Genomic DNA, 15,149 nt, shown 5'->3' with positions numbered 1-15,149 from the left:
CCCGGTCACGTTCCCTCCCCACCTGTGAGGCACCATGCGCTGCGTCATCGCCCGTTTCGCGTTCGACCTGACCAAGAACGGAGTGCTGGCGTCGATGAAGGGCGTCAAGCCCGAACCGATCACGGGTGAGTCCGTGATCATCGGCCGCCGCCAGTACCCCGTGAAGCAGGTCGGCGAGGTCATCACCCGGCAGGACCGCCGCGACTTCACGGCCGCGGAGGTCACCCGGGCCATGACGCGTCTCGGTTTCACCTGCCGGGCCGCCGCCCCGGAGGCCTCGGCCGCACCCGCCCTCAGCCCGATCGAGGAGGCGTCGGCGCTGCTCGGCCTCCCCTCGCCGGTGTGACCGACGAGCTGAGCACAGGGCCCGACCGGCGCATGCCGGTCGGGCCCTCGCCGTGTCAGGGGTCCGTTCGAGCGGAAGGTCGCCACCGCTCGGGGACCGGAAAATGGTGTTGAATTTCCTCCGGGGCCCCGGCGCCGTGAGGCACCGGGGCCTCACGACGCGTCGCACAACGAGGTGAGAATGACCGAGGACACTCCGCTCAGTGATCGTCTCGACGACGACGACTACCCCGCGTACACCATGGGACGGGCCGCCGAGATGCTCGGCACCACCCCGGGTTTTCTCCGTTCCATCGGCGAGGCCCGCCTCATCACCCCGCTCCGCTCGGAGGGCGGACACCGCCGGTACTCCCGCTACCAGCTGCGCATCGCCGCCCGCGCCCGCGAGCTCGTCGACCAGGGCATGCCGGTCGAGGCCGCCTGCCGCATCATCATCCTCGAGGACCAACTCGAGGAAGCCCAGCGGATCAACGCGGAGTTCCGCCGCGCCGCCGCCGAGGAGCGGGGCGCCTCCGGCACCACCGGATGACCTCGGCGACGGCCGGGGAAACCGCTCAGGAGGGCGCGCGCAGGGCGTCCACGGGTTCCATCCCGGCTGCCCGGAGCGAGGGGTAGAGGCCCGCGAGGAGCCCGACGAGGGCCCCGGCGACCGGGGCGCCGAGGGCCAGGCGGAGGTCCAGCACGGGCGTCCAGTGCTTCACGCCCGCCACGCCGACCACGACGACCACGCCCAGGGCCGCGCCGACGACACCGCCGAGGAGCCCGATGGTGGTCGACTCCGCCAGGAACTGCCCGGCCACCTGCCGCCGGGAGGCGCCGAGGGCGCGGCGCAGGCCGATCTCGCCGACCCGCTCCATCACCGTGACGAGGGTGACGTTGGCGATGCCGATGGCGCCGACGATCAGGGACACCAGCCCGAGTACCAGGAACAGTCCGTTGACGTCGCCCTGGACTCCCTTGCGGGCCTTGGACAGATCCGGCGGGGCGACCACGGTCAGGGCGTCCTGGTGGCCGGGCGAGAGGGCGACCGGTGCCTGCTGGGCGACCTGCTGTGCGGCGCCGAGCGAGGTGTTGACCAGGACGCGGGTCACGTCCTCGAGACCGATACGGTCGGCCGCCGTGGTGGGCGGAAGGATCACCGAGGCGGACAGCCGCTGCTCGCGCCGGAAGCCGCCGAGGACGCCGATCACGGTGAACGACTGCCCCTCGAAGAAGACGGCCGGAGCCTCCCGGACGTCGTCGACGCCCAGGAGCCGGGCCGCCTGGTCGCCGAGGACCGCCACCCGCTCGTGCCGGGCGATGTCCCCGGCGTCGTAGAACCGGCCGGCGGCCATCGTGCCGCGGACCGCCGCGGGCAGCGACGGGCCGGCGGCGACCACGGCGAGGGTCTGCCCGCTCAATTCACCGGGTGCGACCACGTCGTTCGCCCGTACCTGGACGTTCGCGGTGTCCTGGGAGTCCGACAGCGCGGCGGCCGACTCCACTCCGGCGAGGCGTTCCACCGCGTCGACGCCGGACCACCCGACCAGCGCGGGGTCGGTCGAGCCCGGCTCCGGGGCGGGCACGACGACGCTCACCGAGGTGGCGGTGAGGGCGTCGAAGCGGCCGACGATCTGGTTCGCGGCCGTCGACGCCACGCCGACCGTGATCACCAGCGTGCCGATGCCGAGCACCGTGCCCAGTGTGGTGAGGGCGGAGCGGACCGGGCGGGCGAGGACGCCGGCCAGCGACTCCGACCACAGGTCCCGCGGGTCGATGAAGGGGCGCTCGGGCCGTTCCCGGCGCCCGCGGCGATGCCCGCCGCGGCCGGTCGTCATGCGCTCTCCTGACTCAGCCGGCCGTCACGGATCCGCACCCGCCGGCCGGCCCGCCGGCTCACGGACTCGTCGTGCGTGATCACGAGCAACGTCATGCCCTGTGCCTGGAGTTCACCGAAGAGCTCCAGCACCGACTCGGTGTTCTCGCTGTCGAGGTTGCCCGTCGGCTCGTCGCACAGCAGCAGGGCGGGCTCGCCCATCAGGGCGCGGGCGATGGCCACCCGTTGCCGTTCGCCGCCGGACAGCCGCCCGGGCAGGAAGCCGAAGCGGTGCCCGAGACCGACCCGCGCCAGGGCCTGCCGGGCGCGGTCGGCCCGGGTGCGGCGCTCGCGGCCCGGCCGGGGGGCCCGGTAGGTCTCGGCGAGCATGACGTTCTCGTCCACCGTCCGGTAGGGCAGCAGGTGGAAGGACTGGAAGACGAACCCGATGCGGCTGCCGCGCAGCGCGGTCCGCTCCCGGTCGCCCAGGGCGCCGGTGAGCACGCCGTCGAGCCAGTAGTTCCCCGACGTCGGACGGTCCAGCAGGCCCAGGGTGTTGAGCAGCGTGGACTTTCCGGACCCGGAGGGGCCGACGATCGACAGGTGCTCACCGCGGCGGACCGTCAGGTCCACCTCGCGCAGGGCGTGCACGGGCGGTTCGGAGTCGAAGACCCGGCTGAGCGAGTCCAGCCGGATCACGGTGTCCGCGTCCGGTGCGTCGAGTGCGTCCGGCACGTCCTCCCGGGCGGCGGCCGGTACGGGCCGGCCCCTCACGTGCCGACCACCACGTGGTCGCCCTCGGCGAGCGAGCCGGCGTCCTCAGGGGTCACCGCGACCAGCCCGGCGGCGGAGAGCCCCACGGTGACGCGCACGTCCACGACCTTGCCGGCGCGCGCCACCGCGACCCGGGCCTGCCCGTCGGCGGACGTCCGGACCGCGACCACGGGCACGACGAGCACCGCCCCCTTGGAGGCGCCCACGTCGACGGTCACCTTGGCCGAGAGGCCCGACTGGTTCCTCAGCGGTCCGGGATCGGGGATCGAGATCACCACCGGGACCGGGGCGGAGGAGTCGGCGGGGACGTCCGGGGCGCCCGATCCCCCGTCGCCGCCATCGGCTTCACCGCCCTCGCCGGCCTCGTCCTTGCTCCCGTCCGCCGGTACGCCGGAACCGCCGAGCTGCGAGACGACGCCGTTCACGTGCGTGCCGTCGCCGGTCTCGATCCGTGCCGCCATGCCCTCGCGCAGCACGGCCCCGTCCGTTCCCGGTACGACCGCCTGCACCACCACGTCGGCGCTGGTCACGGTGGCGACCTCGCCGTCCGGGGCGGCCCCGAGACGCGCCTTGACCTTGTCGACCCGCACCGGCAGGTCCGGCAGGAAGACGACCTCGCCCGCCGGGACCTTGGTGCCGTAACCGGCGTCGAAGGCGCTGAGCGCCGCGTTCGCCCGGTTCAGCTGCTGCTGTGCGGACCGCAGTTCCAGGGCGTGGGCCGCGTCGTCGGACCCGGACCCGGAGCCGGAACCGGCACCGGAGGCCGTCCCGGTGGCGCCGCCCCCGTCATCGCCGCCCCCGGCCGTCGCGCCGCCGTTCCGCGCCGACAGCAGGGCCAGTTGCGCCTGCGACACCGCCGCCTGGAGGTCGCCGAGTTGCGACGCGTCGGCGGCGCTGGGCTTGCGGGGCGTGTAACCCGCGCTCTCGTACCAGTGGTCGACCGCGGTCGCCGTGCCCTGCCGGTAGTTGCCGCTGACGGCTCCCGGGTCGTGGCCGAGCCGGCGCAGGGCGCTCTGCAACTGGCGGACGTCGTCGCCCGACATGCCCGGGCCCAGGGTGCGGTACATCGGCACCGGCCCGCGCAGCACGAACACCGGACGACCGCTGACCTGCATCAGCACACTGCCCTCGCGCAGCGTGGCGCCCTCCGTCGGCAGTTTGGTGACCAGTTGGGCCGTGGCCTGTCCGTCCCCGGAGTCGTCGGGGGAACCGACCGGCCCGGAGAGCGACACCGCGTGCGGAGCGCCGAACTCCACGCTGCCCTGCGTCACCACACGGGCGGTCAGCTTCTGGCGCACCACGGCGACGGTGACCGGACCGGCTTTCGGCGCCTGGTGTGCGGCGGCCGCGTCGGCGGGCGACTGCATCTGCGAACCCGCGAACCAGCCGCCCGCGCCCACGAGCGTCACCACCCCGACGATCAGCCCCACCGACCTGCCGCGGTTCGCCGGTCCCCCGCGTCCGCGCAGCGGGCTCATCCGGTGACCCCGGACAGGGGGTGCTCGGCGAGGGCGGGGAAGTACGCGGCCCGGAAGTCCTTGCCGCAGGCCAGGTCCTTCTTGGCGAGGCCGATCTCACGGGTGAGTTTCGTCAGGGCGGTGCTCTTGTCCAGGCTCAGCACGCCGTCCATCGGCATCTGCGCGCTCACCTGGAACTTCACCATGTCCCCGATGGAGGTGGGCTGCGTCGTCGTGACCGGGATGCCCTCACCGCGCAGACAGGACGCGAACTCCTGCGCCAGGGACACCAGCTTCGGGTCGCCGTCGAGCGCCTGGTGCGCCTCGCGGTCCTGCTCCTGGTCCGCGGCGGTCTGCCGGTCGATCTCGGCCTGCGACTTCTCCGGCCCGTAGGCCTTGGTGTACGCGTCCTTGGAGCACCCCGGGCCCATCTCCTTCTTGCCGCCCGCCACGCGCGCGCCGCCCATCGCCTGGTCGTAGGCCTTGCGTTGCGTCGGGGTGAGTGCGTTCAGATAGGCGTCGTCCGGGCCTGTCTCCTGCTTGGCGGTGTACGCCGCACTGCCCCACACGTTCGGGTCGTCCCGGTAGACGGCACCGGCGTAGATGCCGAAGCCGTACTTCTCCCGGAAGGTCTTCGCCCGTGCGTAGTCCTGGCCGTCGACCGCGTTGATGCCGTCGGCCCCGTAGTCCGTCACGTGCGGGGTGTAGGTGAATCCCTTCGCCCGCATGCAGGCGGCGGTGGCGTTCTCCATGATGTACGCCCGCCTGGTCTCCTCGTCCGCGTTCGCGGGAATCTCCAACTGGCCGCCGGACGCGGCCGTGGACGCGGCGGACGGCGCGGCTGCCGAGGACGGCGCCGCTCCGTCGGAGGAGGCGGCCGAGTCGCCGCCCTGGGAGCACCCGGACAGCCCCAGCACGGCGGCCGCGGCCACCGTCGGCCATACGCCGCGGGTCCTGAGAATGAGAGCCATGTCGTTCCATCACTTCGTTCGGAGACGCTCGAACGGGGAGGTCCACCCGTCGCTCTCCTGAACCCGGTGGACCGCCGGGCAGGGCGTATCCCCCGTTCGCGATGTGGCGCACATCACAGTGGCCGCGGGCATGGACGTGCCGGAGGAACCGCGCGCCGCCGGGCAACCGAAAGGGGGCTCCGCCCGGTTGAGGCGAGCGTGGGCACTGAGCCTGCCGCCGCGTACGGAACGCGCGGCGACGTCCCGGCCGGCGAAGGGGAGTGAGGCGCATGCGCACCACGGCCGACGGGCGGTGGAGCGAGGCGGAGCGGGCCGTACGGCTCCTCCTGAGGGACGCCGTGCCGCGACCGGCCACGCCCGCCGACCGGCTGGTCCGGATCGCGCTGCGAGTCCGGCGGCGCGAACGGCGGCGCCGGGTGGCGATCGGTACGGCCGTCTCGCTCGCCGCCGTCGTGGCCGTGGCCGTCGTCGTACCGGGGCCGCGGTCGTCGCGGGCCGGAACGGACCGGGGCGTGACACCCGCCGCGCCGTCCTCCCATGCGGGCACGGGCACAGCCACACCAACGGCCTCGGCGACCGTCGACGCCGGGCTCACGACCCTTCGCCTGCCCGGACTCGGTGGACTGTCGCTGCAGGTGCCGCTCGGCTGGCACGCCCTGGAGGTCACCGACCCGCAGGGCAGTGTGGTCGGCTACGTCTCCTCGCAGCCGCTGAACGCCCCGGCCCACACCCTGTGCACCGGCTCCCCCGACGAACTGCTCACCACCTGCCGGCCCTTGGCGTCACTGCACCAGGGCGGCGTCCTGATCTCGTTCCGCAGCGATGTGACGGGCAAGGCGAGCGACGCTGTGCCGCTCGCGATGAGCGGCACCACCGCCGCCGGGAAGGGCTGCCGCACGCTGCTGGGCAGCGTGGGGACCACCGGCTGGGGCCACGGCCGGACGGCTCCTTCAGGCAAGCCCTTCGAGCTGCGGATCTCCGTCTGCGTGCGCGGCCCGGCGGACGGCACGCTCGCCATGGTCACCAAGGCCCTGGAGACGGCGTTCCCGCGCCCCGGCAGGTGACCCGGGCGCCCTCAGGAGCCGTCCTGCACGACGACGCCGGCCTCGTCCGCCTCCTTGCACAGGCAGAACGGGTGGCCGGCCGGATCGAGGAGGACGCGGACGTTCTCCTGGGGCTGATGACCGGCCGGCGAGGCGCCGAGGGCGATCGCGTCGGCGACGGCGGAGTCGAGGTCGCCGACCTGGAAGTCGAAGTGCATCATCGGACGCTGCTGCCCCTCGGCGGGCGGCCAGACCGGGGGCCGGTAGCCGTCCGCCTGCTGGAACACCAGGTAGACGGGGCCCCCGGGCGCGACGACGACGGCCGTGCCCGGTTCCTCGTGCCCGATGGGCCAGCCGAGCAGCTCCGAGTAGAACCTCGCCAAGGCGCCGGGGTCCGGGGCCTCGATCGCGGTTCCCCACCACATGCCTTCGGTCCGGGATCGCACGGGCGCAGTCTGCCCCGGAACGGCGGCCCTGTCCATGGATGGGCGCCGGGTCAGGCAGGTGCGCCGGTGAGCACCTGCACCTTCCCGGTGTCGAGCGAGTAGTAGGCGCCGACCACGGCGAGGCCGCCCTTCTTCACCAGGGGGGCGAGGTCCCGGTTGCCCCGCAGTTGATCGGCCGTGATCTTGATCTGTGCGCGGGTCATCGTCTCGACGGGGTCGGAGCCGCCCTTCTCGACCGCCTGTTCGTAGGCCGGGCGCAGGGCCCGGGAGATCGCCTCCAGGTTGCCGGGCAGCGCCGTGCCCCCGTGCATCGCCTTGTACGCCGCCTCGATGGCACCGCACCGCTGGTGGCCGAGGACGACGACCAGAGGGGTGCCGCCGGTCATCGGCCCGTACTCGACGGAACCGGTGACGACGGGGCCGAGCGCCTGCCCGCCGGTGCGCATCACGTACAGGTCGCCGAGGCCGGTGTCGAAGAGCAGCTCGGGCGGGACGCGGGAGTCGATGCAGGACAGGACCGCCCCGAAGGGCTCCTGCTTCATGGCGACGAACTCCCGGCGGTCGGGGTCCCGGTCGGGGTGCTGGAGGTTCCCGTTCACCCAGCGCTCGTTGCCGTCCATCAGCCGGTCGAAGGCCTCGGACGGCGTGCGCGGCCTCGACTGCCCCGGCGCGGACGTCATCGCGCTCGGCACGACGGTCTTCGACGAGCACGCCGAGAGGGCGCCGGCGGCCACCACGAGGCCGCCGGCGAGCAGCGCCCTGCGCCGCGGGAGTCCTGCGCTGTCCATCGGTTGTTCCCCTCACTGCCGTCGGAGCCGTCCGTACGTCTCGGCCACGGCGAATCCTCGGCCCGGTACGGCCGATCCGGCGGCAGGCACCGGTGGACGCGCGCACCGTTAACACCGACGGCCCACGCACGGCGGCGGTGGGGGCAGGAGTGGGGTCAGGTGCTGGTGAGGGCGGCCCGGCCGCGGTCGGCGCGCAGGGGGCCGGCGCCGGACGGGCGGACGTCGAAGTCGAACATCGCGGTCGGCAGGTAGAGGGAGCAGCAGGCGTTGGGGATGTCGACGATGCCGCTGATGCGGCCCTCGATGGGGGCGGAGCCGAGCAGGAGGTAGGCCTGCTCGCCGCTGTAGCCGAAGCGCTTGAGGTACTCGACGGCGTTGAGGCAGGCGCGGCGGTAGGCCATCGTCGCGTCGAGGTAGTAGTTGGTGTCGGTGTCCTGGTCGACGGAGATCCCGACGAAGGACAGGAAGTCCGAGTAGCGCGGTTCGACGTTGCCGGGCATGAAGACGGGGTTGGTGGAGATGCCGTACGTCTCCATGCCGCCCTTGATCAGGTCGACGTGGAAGTCGATGAAGCCGCCCATCTCGATGGCACCGCAGAAGGTGATCTCCCCGTCGCCCTGGCTGAAGTGCAGGTCGCCGCCGGAGAGCTTGGCGTCCTTCACGTGCACGGGATAGAAGACCCGCGAGCCGCGCGTGAAGTTCTTGATGTCGTGGTTGCCGCCGTTCTCGCGGGCCGGGACCGTGCGGGCGCCCTCCGCCGCGATGCGCGCGGCGAGGCTGCCGGTGGCCGTGCCGGCGAGGGCGTTGGCGGCGTCCGGGGGGTTGGCGAGCGGCGGGACACGCTGCGGGTCGGTGTCGATCAGCGACTGCTCGCGGGCGTTCCACCGGGCGAGCAGTTCGGCGGAGGGCGCGGTGCCGAAGAGCCCGGGGTGGGTGATGCCGGTGAAGCGGATGCCGGGAAGGTGCCGGGAGACCGCCTGCTGGCCGTGGAAGTCCCACACGGCCTTGTACGCGTCGGGGAAGTAGTCGGTCAGGAAACCGCCGCCGTTGGCCTTGGCGAAGATGCCGGTGTAGCCCCAGCCCTGGCCGGCCGCGTCCCCGGTCTGCTGGGGGACGGGGCCGAGGTCGAGGATGTCGACGACGAGCAGGTCGCCGGGTTCCGCGCCCTCGACGCCGATCGGGCCGCTGAGCATGTGCGGAACGGTCAGGTCGATGTCGCGGACGTCGTTGGCGGAGTCGTTGTTGCCGATCTGGCAGTCGGTCCAGTCACGGCACTCCATCCGGAACTCGGACCCGGGTTTCACCATGGCGACGTTCGGGACGTCGGGATGCCACCTGTTGTGTCCTGGCGTGGCCTGCTCCCGCATCGACTTGGTCTGGTCGATGCTGAAAACTACGTCGGGCATGACAGCCTCTCCTCGTCTTTCTTCGGATCCGTTGGGGTCCGGGTGGGGGTGGGTCGGGGTGGGTCGGGTCAGGTCGCCTCTCCGGCGATCCGGGCCGCCTGCCGCGATTTCCGGGTCAGCGGCCACAGCACGCCGAACACCACGACGGCGAACGCGCCCAGGGCGATGGCGATCTCCGTGGTGTGCTTCCAGTAGCCGGACAGCAGCAGCGCCGCGGGAATCACTCCGGTGACCCAGCCCTCGATGGCCGTGACCCAGCCCACGTAAACGGTGAGTTCCGTCCGCCGGAGACCGAACAGCAGGAAGAACAGGCCCCACAGGAACGACCAGTACAGCCAGATCACGCCGAAGGGGTAGTCCTTCAGGAGGTGGAAGTTGGCGAACGAATACCCCAGGGCCACCACCGCGACGAACAGCGAGTAATAGCCGACGCAGATGTTGTCCATGCCGGCGAGCAGGACGATGCCCACGTAGAGGTAGGTGAATCCGAACAGATAGATGCCGGACGCCGAGAGAATCTTGTCCGGGTCATTGCCGGACGTGAAGATGAGATAGGTCGGGGTGAGGACCTGCAGTGCGCCGATGAAGAGGTTGAACACCGCCGCGGACCTGGGGTCGGCTTTTCCCAACAGCAGCAGGCCGTTCATGAACAGGACCGCACCGACGAAGAGCAGTCCCACGTTGGCCACGGGGACGCACCTCCTGGGTACGCGGAAGGACGGGACTTCGCCCGGTCAGGGCCGGGGCAGCCGCGAGAGCGCGGGATGCGGGGCCGGCTCGGGCCGGCGGCGCAGGCGGGACGGCACGGCGGACACGACGTCCGGGGCCTCGCGGGACCGCTCCTCCCGCTCCCTGAGGGAGGCGGCCGACGGCGGCGTCATGGCGAGCGAGGGGGCGGAGAAGACCCGCCGCGCCGGGCCCGCGCACGCGGGGCAGCCGTGACCGCCGGGAGCGGTGCCGATCGCGAGCTTGACCTCGAAGGAACCGCAGTGGTCGCAGAAGTATTCATAGGTCGCCATGCAGTTGCCTCCGTGAAACGGCGCACTTCGGCCGACCTCGGCGTCCGCGCCCATTTCCGCGGCGCCCGCCGGGGAACGATCCCTTATTCCAGGAGACGCCAAGGCAACACCGTTGTCAAGGTGACTCAGGGGGATTGTGGGAACGACTGGAGTCCCCATTTCCCGGGACTTTCGGCCCTGTTCGCGACCGGGCGCCGTGGCTCCGGGTGACCGGCCCCGCACATTCCGCCGCCCCTCGCGCCGGGCACGGCGCGCCGATGCCGCGCACCTTGTGAGGCGATTCACTGTCCTTTTCCTGGACGCCCACCACCGGCGGATTTAGCGTCGGTGTCCGGCCGCCTTTCCCGAGAAATGCGGCGGCAACGGCGTGCAGAACACCGGAGAACGCCGGAGAGCACTGGAAGGGCGGAGAGACGTGACGATGGACGCCGTGTGGGTACGGGGTGTGACGGGCATTCAGCTGCACCACGTGACCGACCTCCAGGACGCCGGCCGGTTCCTCGGCAACGCCGCCATGGCGCTGCGGGCCGCCCACGTACGGACCGGGGCCGACCACTACGCCGGAATCGCCGCCGAGCTCAAGGCGCTCGTGACGCGGGTACGGGAGCTGGAGGAGGACGCCCGCTCCGCCATGCGGGAGCTGCACGCCACCGACCCGGAGCGGTTCGCCCGCTGCCGTGAGGGGCACGAGCCGTGGCCCGGCGAGATCGAGGCGGGCTTCATCCCCCGCCACACGTGCCGGGACGAGTGCCTGTACCACGACCACGGGGTGCTGGCGGCGATCACCCAGTGCACCTGCGGCCGGCCGCCCTGCCAGGCCTGCGAAATCGGCGGGCAGCCCGCCGCGAACTGATCCCGCGCGGGACCGACCCCGTGCTGACCGGCGCCGACGGCGTGCCGAGGGCCCCGGCCGTGAAGCGGTCGGGGCCTTCGCCGTACCCTGGGCCGCTTGAAGCCGTGCGGGCCCGGTCGGCACCATGGGCGCCGCATCGTCGATCATGCGGGGGCGCGGGCCGCGGCATGGGACCGGGAAAGAGGCATGCGACTGCCCGAGAACCTGCCGGAACGCGGTACGGAGGAGGCCGACTTCGACGCCTTCTACAGCGCGAGCGTGGGCCGTCTCATCGGCCAGTTGTACGCGATGACGGGCGACCTCGCGGAGGCGCAGGACGTCGTGCAGGAGGCCTTCGCCCGTGCGTGGGAGCGGCGGGCCGAGCTGGACCTGGACGGCGCGCCCGAGGCGTGGGTGCGGACCGTGGCGTGGCGGCTGGCCGTCAGCCGGTGGCGGCGGATGAGAAGCGCGCTGGCCCTCGCCCGCCGGCAGGGTCCCCCGGCCGCGGTGCCGCCGCCCGAGCCGCACCACGTGGTGCTGGTCGAGGCGCTGCGGCGGATTCCCGAGGCGCAGCGACGGGCGGTGGTGCTGCACCACCTGTGCGATCTGTCGGTGGAGCAGGTGGCGGCCGAGACCGGGACGCCGGTCGGTACCGTCAAGGTGCATCTGAGCCGGGGGCGGGCGGCCCTCGCGCGCCTGCTGGAACACACGGACCTGGATCCCCGGGCCGACCGGTTGCCGGAGGGGAAACGTGGCTGACGAGACCGAACTGGGCAGACGCCTCGCCGGGCTGGCCGAGTCGGGGCAGGGCCTCGCCGTGCCGCTCGCCGCGCACCAGGTGCGGGCGCGCGGTGAGCGGCGGCTGCGCCGCAGGCGGACGGCCGCGGCGGGCGGCGTCGCCCTGCTCGCGTGCGCACTGGTCGCGGGCGGCGTGACGCTGGCCGGGTCCGTCCCCGGGCCCCGGCCCGCCGCCGTCACCCCGGCGCCGGCTCCCCCGCCCTTCACCACTCCCTCGCCCGCCCCGGACGAGGAGTACGCCGCCGAACTGGGCCGCGTCTACGACGCGGTGGCCCAGGGCGACTCGGTGCGCGTCACGGTCGAGCAGCTCCGGGCGGGCCCGGGCGGCACGACGCCCACCGGGGCCGTCCACACCCTCACGCTGCCCGGCGCGACCCTGGTCGAGGCGCGCCTGCTCTCCGGTGGTCACCGTTCGGACCTGCGCCTGTCCGAACTGGTCGGCCGGCTGGCCGGCGGCCCGCGGTGGACGTTCGCGATCGACTACGACACCGAGGGCCGGGTCGTGTCGCTGCGCGAGGCGGAGGAGTGACGGCCCGCCGGGGCGGCTTTACGACGTCGTGACCTCCGGGGTGTAACCGCCGCGGCGGGCCCGTGCGTAGAGGCCGTGTACGTATCCCGATCACCGAACCGATGGGACACCGCACGATGTTCACCTCACACCGCCGGAGCGCCGCCTGGGCCGGCACCCTGGCCGCCCTCACCTGCCTTGCGCTCAGCGCCTGTTCCGGTGCCGGCTCCGGCTCCGGTGCCGCCGACAGGCAGGGCGTCGCCGGCGACCCGTCAGGCACCTCCGCGCCGGCCGCGCCCTCCGCCGTGGCGTCGACCCCGGGGGTCCCGCAGGCGTCGGAACCGGTCTCCCCGGTGGCGTCCGTCCCCCCGGCCGACGCGGCGCGCTGGGCCGGCACCAAGCAGTTCGTGCAGATGCAGAACGCATGGACCACCGGCGGGCGGACCTACCTGTCCGTGCGGTCCGCCCGTAAGGCGATCTCCACCGAGCCGACCGAGGCCATGGGGATCATTCCGAGCCGAGGGCCCTACGTCACCGTCCCTCTGGCCCCGGACGGCCGCGTCCTGCTGTCGGTCCCCCTGGGGGACGACTCCGTTCCCGCCTCCTACTCGGCGGCCGAGTTCGTCAAGCGGCTGACGGCCCGGTCGCCGTCCTTCCGGGAGGGGCTCGGCTACGACCTCAGCTTCGACGCGCAGGGCCGCGTCGTCAGACTGCAGTCGCTCTACACCCCGTGACAGCGCGACCCCGCGCTCAACGCCACGCGTCGATCGCGGACTTCTGCCACGCGCTCACGCCGAGCTTCCCGGTCGTGCCGAGGTCGAGTTCCGGCGTCACCATCACGGGGCTCGCGCCGGGCTCGGCGAAGACCCGGACGTAGGGAGCGTTGACGGGGTCGCCGAAGGTGACGGTGTTGCGCCAGATCAGCCCGGCGGAGGCGGTCTCGCCGGGCTGGAGGGTCACAGGGCGGGGCGGGTCGTCGAAGCCGGTGGTCACGGAGCGGGTCTCGCTGCCGTGGAGGATCCTGATGCCGGTGACGGGCCGGTGGGCCGCGTCGAGGAGCTGCAGTCGCGGGTAGCCCTCGACGCGGTGGGGGGCCTGCGAGCAGTTCTCCAGGTGCAGCCCCACGACCCGCAGTCCCATGGCGGCGTCGCCCCGGTCGGCGGTGACGCGCACGCCGGAGGACGGGCAGGATCCGGCCGGCGCGGGCGCCTCGTCCGTCGGGACGCTGCGGACCTGGAGGACCTTGACGTACAGGGGGAGGTCCGCACTCCGTACGCCGCCGGCGGCGAGGTCCACCGGCCGCCTGACGGTGCGGCCGGGAGCGACCGCCGCGACGGTCTGCTCGGTACTGTCCATCGCCGCTCCGGAGGCGGTCGAGAAGGAGAGGGTGACGGTGTAGGTGAAGGGTTCCGACCCGTGGTTGGTGACCTGGAGCGCCGGACCGCAGGACGGCGACGCCACGTCCGAGCCCACGATGCCGACGCCTTCCGTCCCGTCCTCCCCGGTGGCACCGGTGGCACCGGCGGTCGCCGGTGCGGGCCGGCACGACGGCCCGGCCGCCCGCGGGACGCCGCCGCCGGGGATACCGGCCGACCGCGTTCCGCAGGCCGTGAGGACCAGGACGCCCGCCAGCACGGCAGACACGGTGAGGGGAAGGGTGCGCATCCGCCCACCCCATCAGGGCGGCGCCGTACCGACCGTGGTGGAGGCCACAGTTCCGGTAACGCCCTCGTCACAGAGCGGGCCGGACGGCCTGAGCCGCCGCGCCGCGTCAGCGGGCGGCGGCGCTGTCGATCCAGGCGACGACGGCGCCGACCGTGGCGTCGTCGAGACTCCGGGCGAGAACACGGACGGCGGTGCTGTCGCCGGGGAGCGGAGGGACGCCCGCAGCGATGAGGGCGGCGTGGAGGTCGACCCAGCGGGCGTCGACGGCGGAGAGGGCAGGGGTGATGTCGTGCGACCGCAGCGGAGCATCGAGAAGGCTCATGGTGTTTCCCCTCGGATCTCGGACGGAATCGACCGGACTTGCCCTGCAGGACTGCCGCCGGGGAAGCGCCGGTTGCGTTCCGGGACCCGGCTTCACCCGTCCGGCCCAGGAACCGCGGTCAGCGGGCGGATTCCTCGTACCGCAGGAGCCGGCGCCCGTGCCGACCGCGGCGTCGAGGGCGGAGCGGTACGGCAGGGAGCCGGTGCTGACGCGGCGGATGCCCGGAGCCGAGCTCGGCCAGGGAAAGGCCGGGCACGACGGGACGTTGACGGGGACCGGGATCTGCGCGGCCGTCGCCGCGGCTCCCCGGGATCGGTCGCGCCGGGTACGAGGACGCCGTCGGCGCCCGCCTCGGCCCTTTCCGCGGACCGGTCGCGTGGACCGCGGAGCTGAGCCGGACCCCGCAGGGGGGGTCACCTTCGAGATCAACCGCCGGGCGCGGGGGCGCATCCGACGACCACCGGCGACCGCTGACGCCGGGCCGGGCCGGGCCGGGCCGGGCCGGGCCGGGCCGGGTAAAGGAGGGGTATTGCTATAGTCGCCGGCGGTCAAGTGACCGGCCAGTACGCGTGATTCGGGGGATGCGCATGAGCGGCTCGGGTGGGTACGAGGTCCAGCGCGGCGGCATGGGCGACCAGGCGGGCCGCCTCGACCGCGCCGGGGACGACACCGGCGGCATCGGAGAGATCCTCGCCCGGCAGCCGTGCCGGACCGCCGACGCGCTCGGCGGCTCCGACTCCGGCCCGGCGTACGACCGGTTCGCCGCCGCCTGGCAGGCCGAGGCCCGGCTGCTGGAGGAGGCACTGCACGAACTCGCGGGCAGGGTACGCCTGTCCGCCCGTGCCTACGGGACCGCCGAGCACGAGGCCGGGAACGGGATCCGGCGCGCGGCGACCACAACCGTCCCGGCGGAACCCGCGGGCCCGCGCTCGGTCTTCGGATAGCCGCGACGCCGGCATCCACCGCCACCTGCCCACCGC

At 73.4% G+C, this 15,149-nt stretch carries 19 protein-coding genes; 8 read left to right on the top strand and 11 right to left on the bottom strand.

Annotation, left to right across the window (positions count from 1 at the left end; translation table 11 throughout):
- Positions 1 to 34: 34 nt before the first annotated feature.
- Positions 35 to 346: an SCO5918 family protein gene (locus PV364_RS13785; RefSeq protein WP_319660203.1), complete on the top strand. Its 312-nt coding sequence runs from the start codon at positions 35 to 37 to the stop codon at positions 344 to 346.
- 180 nt (positions 347 to 526) lie between these two features.
- Positions 527 to 874, top strand: a complete 348-nt coding sequence (locus PV364_RS13780; protein ID WP_319660202.1) for a MerR family transcriptional regulator — start codon at positions 527 to 529, stop codon at positions 872 to 874.
- A gap of 25 nt (positions 875 to 899) precedes the next feature.
- On the opposite strand, the gene PV364_RS13775 is transcribed toward PV364_RS13780, so the two are convergent.
- The 4 genes from PV364_RS13775 to PV364_RS13760 are packed head-to-tail and all read right to left on the bottom strand — an operon-like array spanning position 900 to position 5,342.
- Complete coding sequence (locus tag PV364_RS13775; protein WP_319660201.1) at positions 900 to 2,162, bottom strand: ABC transporter permease; 1,263 nt, start codon at positions 2,160 to 2,162, stop codon at positions 900 to 902.
- Positions 2,159 to 2,914: an ABC transporter ATP-binding protein gene (locus tag PV364_RS13770; protein WP_415924548.1), complete on the bottom strand. Its 756-nt coding sequence runs from the start codon at positions 2,912 to 2,914 to the stop codon at positions 2,159 to 2,161. Before PV364_RS13770 ends, PV364_RS13775 begins: the two co-directional genes overlap by 4 nt.
- On the bottom strand, positions 2,911 to 4,392 hold the full coding sequence (locus PV364_RS13765) for a peptidoglycan-binding domain-containing protein (RefSeq protein WP_319660199.1): 1,482 nt from the start codon (positions 4,390 to 4,392) through the stop codon (positions 2,911 to 2,913). Before PV364_RS13765 ends, PV364_RS13770 begins: the two co-directional genes overlap by 4 nt.
- A complete protein-coding gene (locus tag PV364_RS13760) occupies positions 4,389 to 5,342 on the bottom strand; it encodes a hypothetical protein (RefSeq protein ID WP_319660198.1) in 954 nt (317 codons plus the stop codon). Before PV364_RS13760 ends, PV364_RS13765 begins: the two co-directional genes overlap by 4 nt.
- Before the next feature lie 269 nt (positions 5,343 to 5,611).
- Here PV364_RS13760 and PV364_RS13755 point away from each other — a divergent pair, with 269 nt between their 5' ends.
- Positions 5,612 to 6,406 (top strand): hypothetical protein, encoded by a 795-nt coding sequence (locus PV364_RS13755; RefSeq protein WP_319660197.1) that lies wholly within the window; start codon positions 5,612 to 5,614, stop codon positions 6,404 to 6,406.
- A gap of 11 nt (positions 6,407 to 6,417) precedes the next feature.
- Here PV364_RS13755 and PV364_RS13750 read toward each other — a convergent pair whose 3' ends face one another.
- The 5 genes from PV364_RS13750 to PV364_RS13730 all read right to left on the bottom strand — a co-directional run bounded on the left by PV364_RS13750 (position 6,418) and on the right by PV364_RS13730 (position 10,044).
- Positions 6,418 to 6,831: a VOC family protein gene (locus PV364_RS13750; protein ID WP_319660196.1), complete on the bottom strand. Its 414-nt coding sequence runs from the start codon at positions 6,829 to 6,831 to the stop codon at positions 6,418 to 6,420.
- A 50-nt stretch (positions 6,832 to 6,881) separates the two neighbouring features.
- Positions 6,882 to 7,619 carry a carbonic anhydrase gene (locus PV364_RS13745; RefSeq protein WP_319660195.1) on the bottom strand — a complete coding sequence of 246 codons (738 nt, stop codon included), beginning with the start codon at positions 7,617 to 7,619 and terminating at the stop codon, positions 6,882 to 6,884.
- Between the two features lie 155 nt (positions 7,620 to 7,774).
- A complete protein-coding gene (gene fmdA, locus PV364_RS13740; protein ID WP_319660194.1) occupies positions 7,775 to 9,025 on the bottom strand; it encodes a formamidase in 1,251 nt (416 codons plus the stop codon).
- Between the two features lie 68 nt (positions 9,026 to 9,093).
- On the bottom strand, positions 9,094 to 9,714 hold the full coding sequence (locus PV364_RS13735) for an AmiS/UreI family transporter (protein ID WP_319660193.1): 621 nt from the start codon (positions 9,712 to 9,714) through the stop codon (positions 9,094 to 9,096).
- A gap of 45 nt (positions 9,715 to 9,759) precedes the next feature.
- A complete protein-coding gene (locus tag PV364_RS13730) occupies positions 9,760 to 10,044 on the bottom strand; it encodes a zinc ribbon domain-containing protein (RefSeq protein ID WP_319660192.1) in 285 nt (94 codons plus the stop codon).
- Between the two features lie 421 nt (positions 10,045 to 10,465).
- On the opposite strand from PV364_RS13730, the gene PV364_RS13725 reads away from it, so the two are divergent.
- The 4 genes from PV364_RS13725 to PV364_RS13710 all read left to right on the top strand — a co-directional run bounded on the left by PV364_RS13725 (position 10,466) and on the right by PV364_RS13710 (position 12,916).
- A complete protein-coding gene (locus PV364_RS13725) occupies positions 10,466 to 10,897 on the top strand; it encodes a hypothetical protein (RefSeq protein ID WP_319660392.1) in 432 nt (143 codons plus the stop codon).
- Between the two features lie 186 nt (positions 10,898 to 11,083).
- Positions 11,084 to 11,635 carry a SigE family RNA polymerase sigma factor gene (locus PV364_RS13720; RefSeq protein ID WP_319660191.1) on the top strand — a complete coding sequence of 184 codons (552 nt, stop codon included), beginning with the start codon at positions 11,084 to 11,086 and terminating at the stop codon, positions 11,633 to 11,635.
- Positions 11,628 to 12,203 (top strand): hypothetical protein, encoded by a 576-nt coding sequence (locus PV364_RS13715; protein ID WP_319660189.1) that lies wholly within the window; start codon positions 11,628 to 11,630, stop codon positions 12,201 to 12,203. The genes PV364_RS13720 and PV364_RS13715 overlap by 8 nt, the downstream gene beginning before the upstream one ends.
- 101 nt (positions 12,204 to 12,304) lie before the next feature.
- Positions 12,305 to 12,916, top strand: coding sequence for a hypothetical protein (locus PV364_RS13710; protein ID WP_319660188.1), 612 nt, complete (start codon positions 12,305 to 12,307; stop codon positions 12,914 to 12,916).
- 16 nt (positions 12,917 to 12,932) lie between these two features.
- Here PV364_RS13710 and PV364_RS13705 read toward each other — a convergent pair whose 3' ends face one another.
- Entirely contained in the window at positions 12,933 to 13,847 is a 915-nt protein-coding gene (locus PV364_RS13705) for a DUF4232 domain-containing protein (RefSeq protein WP_319660187.1), read from the bottom strand.
- A gap of 106 nt (positions 13,848 to 13,953) precedes the next feature.
- Entirely contained in the window at positions 13,954 to 14,169 is a 216-nt protein-coding gene (locus tag PV364_RS13700) for a hypothetical protein (RefSeq protein WP_319660186.1), read from the bottom strand.
- A 587-nt stretch (positions 14,170 to 14,756) separates the two neighbouring features.
- On the opposite strand from PV364_RS13700, the gene PV364_RS13695 reads away from it, so the two are divergent.
- Positions 14,757 to 15,113, top strand: a complete 357-nt coding sequence (locus PV364_RS13695; protein WP_319660185.1) for a hypothetical protein — start codon at positions 14,757 to 14,759, stop codon at positions 15,111 to 15,113.
- Positions 15,114 to 15,149: the final 36 nt, after the last annotated feature.

This window comes from Streptomyces sp. MI02-7b (genome assembly GCF_033793585.1).
Lineage (GTDB): Bacteria > Actinomycetota > Actinomycetes > Streptomycetales > Streptomycetaceae > Actinacidiphila.
Note: the sequence above shows the minus strand (reverse complement) of the source record. Positions and strands in the feature narration are given on the sequence as shown.